The following is a 10,999-nucleotide window of genomic DNA, read 5'->3' as shown; positions in this document are numbered from 1 at the left end:
AATACACGTCTTCGAACTTCATAAGTCGAACTTCCTGTAACACTTCTGTCCGCTTCATAACGCCTCCTTTCGGAGACATGATAAAACCGGACAGATCGCATGTTACCTACACCGGACATATCGCTTGTTAGCGACATTGCGCCTGTCTTGGCATTTGCAACTCGGCTGGCGCCATGTAAACTGATCAGAGCAGCGCTGATGGCATGACCAAGTTCACTTATCCGGTGTCCGGACTGGGTGTTCGTCATTCGTATTCTGGCCTCAGGTCAGATGGGTATCGGCGGCAGCGTGACAACACAGACGGCACATCGGTCCAGCAAACCGAGACGCCCAACAGCAGAGGTCAAGAATGGCGCGGCCCAAAGTTGGCATTATCGGGAATTCCTATCTGATCAACGATGACTATCCGGCCCATGCCGGTGGTACGATGAATTCGGAGGCCGTGGCGGATGTGTCAGGCTGCATGCCGTTGCTTATCCCGTCTGATCCTCGGTTTTTGTCGGTCGAGGAGCTGTTGGAGACATTTGATGGGTTCCTGCTGACCGGCGGGCGCCCGAATGTGCACCCCAATGAATACGGCGAGGCCGCCACCGAAGCGCATGGGGCCTTTGATCAGGCGCGTGACGCCATCACCTTGCCCCTGGTGCGGGCCTGCGTAGAGCGGGGGCAGCCGTTTCTGGGTATTTGCCGCGGCTTTCAGGAGGTGAACGTCGCGATGGGCGGCACGCTTTATCCTGAAATCCGTGACCTGCCGGGGCGTATGAACCACCGGATGCCACCTGACGGGACGCTGGAGGAGAAGTTCGCCATGCGCCACACAGTGGCATTGACCGAGGATGGCGTATTCCACCGCGTCTTTGGCGCGCCCGAGGTGATGACGAATTCACTGCATGGGCAGGGGATCAAGACCGCGGGCAGCCGGATTGTCATTGATGGGTATGCGCCCGACGGCACGCCGGAGGCGATTTATGTCAAGGATGCGCCAGGCTTTACCCTGTCTGTTCAATGGCACCCGGAATGGGACGCTGCAAATGATCCTGTGTCGCGTCCGCTGTTTCAGGCCTTTGGCGATGCGGTGAGAGCTTGGGCCGTCGACAAAGGCACGGGCCAACAGGATGGCAGTCGGCAGATTGCCTGAGCACCCACCACCCGGTCATATCCGAAGTGCGCGCCCTGACGATGCTACCGCCCTGGCATAGGTGTTTTTTCGGGCCGTACGGTTTGGTGCTGCAATAGCCTATAGTGATGCGCAACGCGAGGCTTGGTGCCCGGCATTGCCCTCGCACGAACGATTGGTTGAACGTCTCGCTGATGGTCGCCGCACCTGGGTTTGGGAGGCGCCGCAGGATGATGGCCCTGCGCCGGTTGCTTTCATCGATCTGCAGGTGAAAGACGATGGTTTGGGGTACATCGACATGCTGTTTTGTGATCCGGAATTCACCAGAATGCGCATTGCTGGGCGGCTTTATGATGGGCTGGAGCATTTCGCACAGGCGCTGGGGTTGGCCCGGCTGCAAGTGGATGCCAGCGAATTGGCCGCGCCGGTGTTCCAGAGCCGCGGATTTGAGATCTGCGCGCGCCAAAATGTGGAGCGCAACGGGGTGACTCTGCACAATTATCGGATGGAAAAACGGCTCTGACCCGCCCGTGTTGAGCAGGTCGCCGGTAGGCCTGCCAACCCGCCTGCGTAAAGCTTCCATGAGCCGGGTAAATTGGCCGGGTACATAGGCCGGACAGAACCGCGCGGCCTATGTGCGTTTTATCTGATAACCGAGATCAATCGCCCTGATCAGAACACCAGGTCGAAGTCATGCATCAAGGGCAGGCTGCGCGCGCGCCGACCGGTGAGATCGAAGATCGCATTGGCCAGAGCTGGCGCTGCAGGCGGTGTGCCCGGCTCCCCTGCGCCGCCCATATGAGGCTGGTTTTCCAGCAGGGCGACCTCCACCTGTGGCATGGTGTGCATGCGCAACGCGTCGTAGTCGGGGAAATTCTCCTGCTCAACGGCCCCACCATCAAGGGTGATTTCTCCAAAACAGGCGGCAGACAACCCATAGACCATCCCGCCAAACATCTGCGCGCGGGTGTTGTTCGGGTCGATGACCCGGCCAAGATCTGCGGCGATCCAGGCTTTGGTCATGCGGATTTCGCCGTCTTCATCGGCAACTTCGATCACCTGCGCAACCGGTGTGCCAAAACTGTAGGCCAGGGCGACACCACGGCCGATCCCGTCTGGTGTGCTGCCGGTCCAGCCCGACATGTCGCGCACAGTCTCCAGAACTTTGGCCGCAGGTTCCCATTCTGCGCGGGCCAGCTCCAGGCGGAACTCCAGCGGATCGCGCTCGGCGGCATGGGCCATCTCGTCCAGGATGCAGTCGGAGAAGAACCCGTTGAACGATGCCCCGACCGAGCGCCAGAACCCGACAGGGATCATCGGTTTGGTCAAATACCCTTCGACGCGGAAATTTGGGATCGCCAGCGGCTGGTTGAAAGCGGTGTCCACATGGCCCTTGTCCGGGCCGCTCATCGGCAGACCCAACATACGGCCCGCGCCTTCGACGGTGGTGGATTGCGCGGCGATCTTGCCGTGAACACTCAGAGCTTTGCCATCCTTCACCGCGGCGCGATACCGGGCGATGGCGCCGGGACGGTAGAAATCATGGCTCATGTCTTCTTCCCGGCTCCAGGTGAGCTGGACCGGTGTGCCGGGCATTTGCATCGCCACCTGCACCGCGCGGTCGATGTAGTCGGTTTCAATGCGCCGCCCAAAGCCGCCCCCCAGATATGTGGTTGTGACATCGATGGCATCTGTGTCCAACCCGGTGAGCGCGGCTGCGGATTTCTGCACGATGGTCGGGCCCTGGTTGGGCGCCCAGATGCGCAGGGCGTCGCCCGTGAACAACGCGGTCGCATTCATCGGCTCCATCGTGGCATGGGCCAGATGGGGCAGGCGGTACTCTGCCTCGATCACGGTGGCGTCTGCGGGCAGACTGTCCACATCCCCGTCGTCACGCATGGTCGAATTTGGCGCAGCCTCAAAACTGCGGGCGATTTCGTCAAAAATCGCATCGGTCGTTTCGGGGTAGGGGGCAGGCTCCCAATCGACCTCGATGGCATCGACCGCTTGCTGCGCCAGCCAGGTGTTTGTGGCCACCACGGCAACAGCGTCGCCCAGATCTAGCACGCGCTCTACACCTGGCATGGTGTTTGCGACAGTGGCATCAAACCGCGTTTTGCCAACTCCGAAGTGCGGGCTTTGTTTGATGGCGGCAAATTTCATCCCCGGAAGGCGCACATCGACACCAAATTCTGCGGTGCCTGTGGCCTTGGCGATCATATCGATGCGGGGGACGTCTTTGCCGATCAGCCGCCACTGGGACGCGGGGCGCAGGTCGGCATCAACCGGCTCTAGCGCTGCGGCGGCCTGGGCAAGATCGGCGTAAGACAGCGTACGGCCGTCCGGGCTGATCACCTGGCCGTCCTTGGTGTCGAGCTGGTTGCGATCAACACCCAGTTCATTGGCTGCGGCCTGTTTCAGGGTCTCGCGCGCTGTGGCCCCGGCCACGCGCATGCGTTCAAACCCATCGCGCATAGAGGAGGATCCGCCTGTGACCTGCAGATCGAGGAATTTGGACATATGTCCAACCACTTCGCCCAGGGAATGCTGGAAATTGCTGCGATCATAGCCGCGACCGGGCAGCGCCTCGGACATCATGGCACTGTTGTAATAGGCTTTGGCTGCCGGGCCGTGCAGCACCGTGACCTTGGATGGATCGACATCCAGTTCTTCGGCAATCAGGCTGGCCCATGTGGATTTGACGCCCTGGCCCATTTCGGCCCGCGGGGCGATCAATGTCACCCCGGATTGATCGACAAAGACAAACGGGTTCAGGACAGCGCGGCCATCTTTGGCCTGCAGAGGGTTGGGGGCGGGCTGGTGGTATTTATACGTGCCGAAGGCGACACCACCCACGATGGCTGCCGATCCGATGAGAAAGCTGCGGCGGGCGATTTTCTTGAGGCTGGCCATGTCTTAGGCTTCCTTTATCATCTGGGCGGCGTCGTGGATGGCGGCGCGGATGCGCGGGTAGGTGCCACAGCGGCACAGATTGCCCTGCATCGCGTCGTTGATATCGGCATCCGAGGGCGAGGGGTTTTCGGCCAACAGGCTTGCGGCCTGCATGATCTGGCCGGACTGGCAATATCCGCATTGCGCAACCTGATTGGCGATCCAGGCCTTTTGCACCGCCGCCAGCGTGTCTGGCGTGCCGATCCCTTCGATCGTGGTGATGTCGTCCCAGACATCAGACAGAGCCACCTGACAGGAGCGCACGGCTTCGCCACCGATGTGCACCGTGCAGGCGCCGCAGGCGGCGACGCCACAGCCGAATTTGGTGCCGGTCAGCCCGATTTCATCCCTGAGCACCCACAGAAGGGGCACGTCTTCGGGGAGGTCAACCTGATGTGACTTGCCATTGATGCGAAGTGTGGTGGACATGGCGGGCCCTTTCTATGCTGGCCGGTATTGGTTTGCGCTGGCGCGTCGTTACCTTCTGACAAAATGATCTCAAAATGTCATGGTGTCAATTGACAAATTTCCGTTGAAATGTCAGAAGCCCACTATGGCATTTGATGAGACAGACCCGCGCCATTGCGCGATCAGAAAAGCGGCCTGGACGGCCTTTTCAACCTATGGATTCCGCAAGACCTCTATGGATGACATCGCCAAAGGTGCAGGCATGTCGCGCCCGGCGGTGTATCTGCATTTCAAGAACAAAGAAGCGATTTTGAAGGCACTGATCGATGCCTATTACAGCGATACGTCACAGGCTGTTCGAGCGGCTCTGGACACAGAAGGGGGGCTGGAGACGCGCATCCGCGCCGCTTTTGAAGCGCAGGGCGGTGCGGCGATGGAGGCCATGCTCAACACGCCCCATGGCATGGAAACCCTCGAAGCCAGCATGAGCACCGCCAGTGAAAACATCCAGGCGGGTGAGGGGTTGATGCGCGATGTTTATGCTGAATGGTTGGCGCGCATGGCGAAGGCGGGATGTGTGACCCTGCCTGGCACCGCAGAGGACGTGGCGCGCACGTTCTGCAGTGCCATGAAAGGGGTAAAACACACGGCGTCGGATTATGCCGCCTACCGCACGGGCGTTTTGCTGCTGGCACAGGTGTTTGCAGCAGGACTTTCACCGCGTTGACAGACGCTTAGGGCCTGTTGTTGCCCTTCGCGACTGCCCCTGACAGCGGGTGTGTTCCTCGCTTCTCGCGGGGTCTGATCTGTCAGTTCGTCCCGACTACAGCGTCGTGCGCAGATGCCAGAGTTCGGGGAAGAGTTCGACCTCCAGCATCCGTTTCAGATAACTGACACCCCCTGTACCGCCGGTGCCGCGCTTGAAGCCAATCACTCGTTCCACCGTGGTGACGTGATTGAACCGCCAACGCCGGAAATAGTCCTCAAAATCCACCAACTTTTCTGCCAGTTCATAGAGATCCCAATGAGCCTCGGTGTTGCGGTAAACCTCGCTCCAGGCGGCTTCGACCGCTGGATGGGGCGCGTAGGCCTCTGACAGGTCACGGTTCAACACCTCCTGGGGCAGCTCAAACCGCTTGCCCAGGGTGCGCAGCGCCACATCATAAAGCGATGGCTGGCTCAGCTCTTCCTCCAGCAGGGCCAAAATGTCCGGGCGATGGGCATGAGGGCGCAACATCGCCTTGTTGCGGTTGCCGAGCATGAATTCGATCTGGCGATATTGATGGGACTGGAACCCCGAACTCTGCCCGAGTTCATCGCGAAACGCCGTGTAATCCGAAGGCGTCATGGTGCGCAGCACATCCCAGGCGGAGTTCAGCTGCTCGAAAATGCGGGCAACACGGGCCAGCATCTTGAAGGCTTCGTGGGGTTTGTCCGTCAGCAGCCGCTGTCGCGCCGCGGTCAGCTCATGGATGGCAAGACGCATCCACAGTTCAGATGTCTGATGCTGGATGATGAACAGCATCTCATCGTGGGTATTGGTCCAGGTTTTCTGGGCGTTCAACAGCGTATCCAGCGACAGGTAGTCACCATAGGACATACGCCCGTCAAAGGACATTTGCGCGCCTTCTTTGGCGGGATCATAGGGGGTGGACATGGAGTGGCTCCTTACTGCTCCGGTAGTGTATCAGATCACGGGAACAGGGGCCTTTCTCCGGTTGAGCGTGCCACATTGTGCCAGCCGACGCCACAGAGCGACCCACCCTGCCGGGCGGCAGAGTGGCAATTGCGCAGATTGGCCAAGGTATGCGGGCGTGGATCGCATCAGGTGACCGCGTTTCGCATGTGGTATTCCGGCCGGTCCCACAGCGCATTGGTCATGACATCTTCCAGAATGTCGACGGCAGCGCGCACATCGGCTTCGTCGATGTAGAGCGGGGTAAAGCCGAACCGCATGATATCAGGCGCGCGGAAGTCGCCAACCACACCACGGGCAATGAGGGCCTGCATGGCAGCGTAGCCCTGGGCAAAATGGAACGAGACCTGGCTGCCCCGCTGGCGCCCGTCGCGGGGCGAGGCAAGGGTGAGATCGGGGCAGCGGGCTTCGACCTCGGTGATGAACAGATCGCAAAGCGCAATCGATTTGGCCCGTACATCGGCCATATCCGCCATGTCCCAGATATCCATCGACGCCTCGAGTGCGGCGAGCTGCAGAATTGGCGGGGTGCCAACGCGCATGCGCTCAATGCCGCTGCCGGGCTTGTAGCTGAGGTCAAAGTCAAACGGTGCGGCATGTCCCAGCCAGCCGCTCAGCGCGGGGCGGGAGGTATCGGCATGGCGCGGTGCCACATAGATGAAGGCCGGGCCGCCAGGGCCGCTGTTGAGGTATTTGTAGGTGCAGCCAACGGCGAAATCCGCCTTGCAACCCGCCAGGTCCACTGGCAGGGCGCCCGCGGAATGGGCCAGATCCCAGACCGTCAGGACGCCTGCGGCGTGGGCTTGTTCCGTCAGCGCGCGCATGTCGTGTTTGCGCCCGGTGCGGTAATCCACCTCCGTCAGCATCAACACCGCGACATCCTCGGTGATATGGGCGCTGACCTCTTCGGGGGCGACCACACGCAGTGCGTAATCCGGGCCCAGTGATTTGATCAGACCCTCGACCATATAAAGATCGGAGGGAAAGTTGCCGCTGTCGGACAAAACCACCTTGCGAGTGGGGTTCAGCTCCAGCGCGGCGGCCACGGCCTGATAGACCTTGATCGACAGGGTGTCGCCCATCACCACATGGCCCGGTTCCGCGCCGATCAGGCGGGCAATGCGGTCACCGATGGCGGTGGGCTGCTGCATCCAACCGGCCTTGTTCCAGCCGGTGATCAGCATCTCGCCCCATTCGTCCTCAACGGTTTTGCGCACCCGCTCTGCGGCGCTGCGCGGCATTGGCCCCAGAGAGTTGCCATCAAGGTAGATCATCCCTTCTGGCAAGGAAAACAAAGCTTTGGTTGCGGCGAAATCGGTCATCTGTGCCTCTTGTGATTGGCGCAAGCGGTGCCTGCATCGCGGATTTCATGACATCCATAACGTGCTATCGAAGCACGCTGACCCTGTCCAGCCTGCACAAGGGGATCGGAGTGTTGGCGGGATGGCAGGCCGGGTGGTCAGCCCAGTGGCTCTGGTCTGGCCACCGGCGATTTCGATGGTCTGCCCGTTGATCGACTGGGACCCCGGACCACACAGCCATAGCAGCGCAGCTGCGACTTCCTCAGGCTCGATCAGGCGTTTGTGCGGGTTGGCAGAGACCATGATATCGAGCGCTTTTTCCGCGCTCACCCCGGCGCGCTCGGCAATCGATGTGATGTTGCGGTCCACGATCGGCGTATCCACATATCCCGGACACAAGGCATTGAATGTAAAAGGCGTGCCCATGTAATCCTCGCTCAATGCGCGGGTCAGGCCGACCATGCCATGTTTGGTCGCGGTATAGCAGGCCCCGCCTTTCAACCCACGCAGACCGGCAATGGAGGACACGGTGACCACACGGCCCCAATCGGTCTGATGCATGGATTTCAGCGCCTCCCGGATGGTCAAAAACGCCCCATCAAGGTTGGTGGCCATCATGTTGCGCCAGAAATCCATCGTTGTTTTGTGCAGCGCTTTGCCCTCTGCTACGCCTGCGTTGGCCACGCAGATCTGGATCGGGCCGCGGGAGGCAACTGCGGTGTCGATTTTCTGGATCACATCCTGTTCGTCGCGCACATCCATTGCCAGTGCAGAGATCCGATCTGTTGCGATGGCGTCCAGCACATCTTGTCTGCGGCCCGTGATGGTGACCTCGGCACCGGCCTGTGCCAGCGCCTGCGCCATGGCCAATCCGATGCCGGTGCCGCCACCGGTGATCAATGCGTGTTTGCCCTGCAATGTCATTTGGGTCTCCCTGTTCTGTCTCTCGCGCCCGGGTCAGCCTAGCGGTCTGATGGGGGGCTGCAAGATATCCGTCGCGCCAACACGATCTGCGCAACTGGGCTGCCGTTGGGATATACTATGATTAAAAATTGGGCAGTTGCCCGCAAAACAAGCGGGTTTGTGGATGGAATCCCAAAGTATACGTAGTCATTTCTGCCAAATCATGCAGGATCATGCCGCAAAGGGGCTCGGATTCGCCGCTTCTGAGACAACGGATGTTCGGTGTGACACTGGGACATCCAGACCGGAGGCGAGGGGGCTTTGGGGAGTCTGGATGAGGCGGCCTGAGATGGATAGCCCGGGTTGGACAGCCTGGGTGGGATAGTCCGGTCCTGTAGAAATGAGAGGGTTCAGCGGGAATGGCGCTGCTGAAAACATGGGTGGATACACCGCCAGTCTGGTTGGTAGGATTTTTGTTTCTTGCGTGGGTGCAAGGGGCACAGGCCTCTTTGGGGTTGAGCCTGACCGCCACGGAGGGTGCGCAAATGGTGCGTTTTCTGAGCGGAGTCCTGATCGGCGGTGGTATCTTGTTGATGCTGCTCGCGGTGATCGAACTGCAGCGCCATCGCACAACGGTTCATCCCCATGGCCATCCGATCGCCTTGGTGCAGAGCGGGATATTCTCACGCAGTCGCAATCCGATTTACCTGGGAGACTGCCTGCTGCTCCTTGGGGTCATTTTGCGGCTGGATGCGGTGCTCTCGCTTGTGTTGGTGCCAATCTTTGTCTGGGTGCTTGAGCGGCGGTTCATCCTGCCGGAGGAAAACAGGCTGAGGCGTCAGTTTCGCGCCGATTGGGCGCGCTATGAGAAAAAGACCCGCCGCTGGGTGTGAGTGGCAGGAATGAAATGCGACTGCGTTGCCACAGAGCGGGCCAGGCAGTCACAATGTCGCGCAAAAATATTGCGCAAACTGGTTGAATTATTTCCAATATGTACTCTTTGAGTGCAGATCTGACTGGCATAAGGGGATCGTGACGGTGAAACTAGGGACACCAAAGGAGATATTTGAGGGTGAAGCGCGTGTCGCTATGACACCCGAGTCGGCGCTACAGCTGCAAAAGCTGGGTTATGACTGTGCGATTGAGGCCGGAGCCGGGCAGGCTGCTGGGTTTTCCGATGCTGCTTATGAAGCGGCCGGGGTGGAAATCGTAAAGACGGCTGCCGCATTGTGGAAAACAGCCGATATCGTGGCCAAGGTGCGCCCGCCCAGCGAAACAGAGCTGAAGCGGATGACCAAGGGCAAGACGCTGATCTCCTTCTTCAATCCTGGCGGCAATGAGGCGGGGCTTGAACTGGCGCGCAGCAAAGGTGCCAATGTCATCGCGATGGAGATGGTTCCGCGTATCTCCCGGGCACAGAAGATGGATGCGCTGTCCTCCATGGCCAACATCGCCGGCTATCGCGCCGTGATCGAGGCGGGCAACAACTTTGGTCGCTTTTTCACCGGGCAGATCACCGCAGCCGGAAAGGTGCCCCCGGCAAAGGTGCTGGTTGTCGGCGCGGGCGTTGCGGGGCTTGCGGCGATCGGGACCTCCACCAGCCTCGGCGCGGTCACCTACGCATTCGACGTGCGCCCCGAGGTGGCGGAGCAGGTCGAGAGCATGGGGGCGGAGTTCGTCTACCTCGATTTCGAAGAAGAACAGCAGGATGGCGCCGCCACCGGCGGATATGCTGCGGTGTCCAGCCCCGAGTTCCGTGAAGCGCAGCTGGCCAAATTCCGCGAACTGGCGCCGGAGGTGGATATCGTCATCACCACGGCCTTGATCCCCAACCGTGAGGCGCCAGAGCTGTGGACCGAAGATATGGTCGCCGCGATGAAACCCGGTTCGGTGATCGTTGATCTTGCGGCGGAGAAGGGCGGCAACTGCAAACTGACCGTTGCGGACGAAAAGATCGTCACCGACAACGGCGTCACCATCATCGGCTATACCGATTTCCCAAGCCGGATGGCGGCCCAGGCCTCGTCGCTTTATGCCACCAACATCCGCCACATGATGGCCGATCTGACGCCGGAAAAAGACGGGCAGATCAACCACGACATGGAAGATGACGTGATCCGGGGGGCGACGGTCACCTTCGACAAAGAGATCACCTTCCCGCCACCACCACCCAAGGTGCAGGCGATTGCGGCCAAACCACAGGCGGAGGCACCACGCGAACTGACGCCAGAGGAACGGCGCGCGCAGGAGGTTGCGGAGTTCAAGGCGCAGACCCGCCAGCAGGTCACACTGCTGGGCATCGGTGGTGCGCTGGTGTTGTTGGTTGGGCTGATCGCGCCGGCCAGTTTCATGCAGCATTTCATCGTGTTCGTGCTGTCGGTCTTTGTTGGCTTCCAGGTGATCTGGAACGTCTCGCATAGTCTGCATACACCGTTGATGGCCGTGACCAATGCGATTTCGTCGATCATCATCCTCGGGGCTCTGATGCAGATCGGATCGGGATCGTTCCTGGTGATCTTCCTGGCGGCACTGTCGGTCTTTATGGCGGGGATCAACATTTTCGGGGGTTTCCTCGTGACCCGGCGCATGCTCGCCATGTTCCAGAAATCCTAAGGAGTTAGA

At 60.2% G+C, this 10,999-nt stretch carries 10 protein-coding genes; 5 read left to right on the top strand and 5 right to left on the bottom strand.

What is annotated here, in order from left to right; genetic code table 11:
- The first annotated feature begins 349 nt into the window (after positions 1–349).
- Both Q0C28_RS03315 and Q0C28_RS03310 read left to right on the top strand, forming a co-directional pair.
- A complete protein-coding gene (locus tag Q0C28_RS03315; RefSeq protein ID WP_293573226.1) occupies positions 350–1,138 on the top strand; it encodes a gamma-glutamyl-gamma-aminobutyrate hydrolase family protein in 789 nt (262 codons plus the stop codon).
- Positions 1,139–1,199: 61 nt separating this feature from the next.
- Positions 1,200–1,640, top strand: a complete 441-nt coding sequence (locus Q0C28_RS03310; protein ID WP_293573225.1) for a GNAT family N-acetyltransferase — start codon at positions 1,200–1,202, stop codon at positions 1,638–1,640.
- Positions 1,641–1,789: 149 nt separating this feature from the next.
- On the opposite strand, the gene Q0C28_RS03305 is transcribed toward Q0C28_RS03310, so the two are convergent.
- Positions 1,790–4,030: a molybdopterin cofactor-binding domain-containing protein gene (locus tag Q0C28_RS03305; RefSeq protein WP_293573224.1), complete on the bottom strand. Its 2,241-nt coding sequence runs from the start codon at positions 4,028–4,030 to the stop codon at positions 1,790–1,792.
- A 3-nt stretch (positions 4,031–4,033) separates the two neighbouring features.
- Positions 4,034–4,498, bottom strand: a complete 465-nt coding sequence (locus Q0C28_RS03300; protein ID WP_293573223.1) for a (2Fe-2S)-binding protein — start codon at positions 4,496–4,498, stop codon at positions 4,034–4,036.
- A gap of 124 nt (positions 4,499–4,622) precedes the next feature.
- Here Q0C28_RS03300 and Q0C28_RS03295 point away from each other — a divergent pair, with 124 nt between their 5' ends.
- Positions 4,623–5,204 carry a TetR/AcrR family transcriptional regulator gene (locus tag Q0C28_RS03295; protein WP_293573222.1) on the top strand — a complete coding sequence of 194 codons (582 nt, stop codon included), beginning with the start codon at positions 4,623–4,625 and terminating at the stop codon, positions 5,202–5,204.
- Between the two features lie 96 nt (positions 5,205–5,300).
- Here the strand turns inward: Q0C28_RS03295 and kynA are convergent, their stop codons facing one another.
- From kynA to Q0C28_RS03280, 3 genes are all read right to left on the bottom strand, one after another.
- Complete coding sequence (kynA, locus tag Q0C28_RS03290; protein WP_293573221.1) at positions 5,301–6,134, bottom strand: tryptophan 2,3-dioxygenase; 834 nt, start codon at positions 6,132–6,134, stop codon at positions 5,301–5,303.
- A 167-nt stretch (positions 6,135–6,301) separates the two neighbouring features.
- Positions 6,302–7,495: a kynureninase gene (gene kynU / locus Q0C28_RS03285; RefSeq protein WP_293573220.1), complete on the bottom strand. Its 1,194-nt coding sequence runs from the start codon at positions 7,493–7,495 to the stop codon at positions 6,302–6,304.
- A gap of 45 nt (positions 7,496–7,540) precedes the next feature.
- Positions 7,541–8,398: an SDR family oxidoreductase gene (locus tag Q0C28_RS03280; RefSeq protein WP_293573219.1), complete on the bottom strand. Its 858-nt coding sequence runs from the start codon at positions 8,396–8,398 to the stop codon at positions 7,541–7,543.
- 398 nt (positions 8,399–8,796) lie between these two features.
- Here Q0C28_RS03280 and Q0C28_RS03275 point away from each other — a divergent pair, with 398 nt between their 5' ends.
- Positions 8,797–9,270, top strand: coding sequence for a methyltransferase (locus Q0C28_RS03275; RefSeq protein ID WP_293573218.1), 474 nt, complete (start codon positions 8,797–8,799; stop codon positions 9,268–9,270).
- Between the two features lie 145 nt (positions 9,271–9,415).
- On the top strand, positions 9,416–10,990 hold the full coding sequence (locus Q0C28_RS03270; protein WP_293573217.1) for a Re/Si-specific NAD(P)(+) transhydrogenase subunit alpha: 1,575 nt from the start codon (positions 9,416–9,418) through the stop codon (positions 10,988–10,990).
- Positions 10,991–10,999 lie beyond the last annotated feature (9 nt).

The sequence above is a fragment of the Phaeobacter sp. genome, assembly GCF_022825805.1.
Lineage (GTDB): Bacteria > Pseudomonadota > Alphaproteobacteria > Rhodobacterales > Rhodobacteraceae > Phaeobacter.
This window is presented reverse-complemented; position numbering and strand designations above follow the sequence as displayed.

Bases quoted from the DNA above. Each gene is read 5' to 3' on its own strand.
- Q0C28_RS03315 (WP_293573226.1), top strand. From the start codon at position 350: ATGGCGCGGCCCAAAGTTGGCATTATCGGGAATTCCTATCTGATCAAC.
- Q0C28_RS03305 (WP_293573224.1), bottom strand. From the start codon at position 4,030: ATGGCCAGCCTCAAGAAAATCGCCCGCCGCAGCTTTCTCATCGGATCG.
- Q0C28_RS03300 (WP_293573223.1), bottom strand. From the start codon at position 4,498: ATGTCCACCACACTTCGCATCAATGGCAAGTCACATCAGGTTGACCTC.
- Q0C28_RS03295 (WP_293573222.1), top strand. From the start codon at position 4,623: ATGGCATTTGATGAGACAGACCCGCGCCATTGCGCGATCAGAAAAGCG.
- kynA (WP_293573221.1), bottom strand. From the start codon at position 6,134: ATGTCCACCCCCTATGATCCCGCCAAAGAAGGCGCGCAAATGTCCTTT.
- kynU (WP_293573220.1), bottom strand. From the start codon at position 7,495: ATGACCGATTTCGCCGCAACCAAAGCTTTGTTTTCCTTGCCAGAAGGG.
- Q0C28_RS03280 (WP_293573219.1), bottom strand. From the start codon at position 8,398: ATGACATTGCAGGGCAAACACGCATTGATCACCGGTGGCGGCACCGGC.
- Q0C28_RS03275 (WP_293573218.1), top strand. From the start codon at position 8,797: ATGGCGCTGCTGAAAACATGGGTGGATACACCGCCAGTCTGGTTGGTA.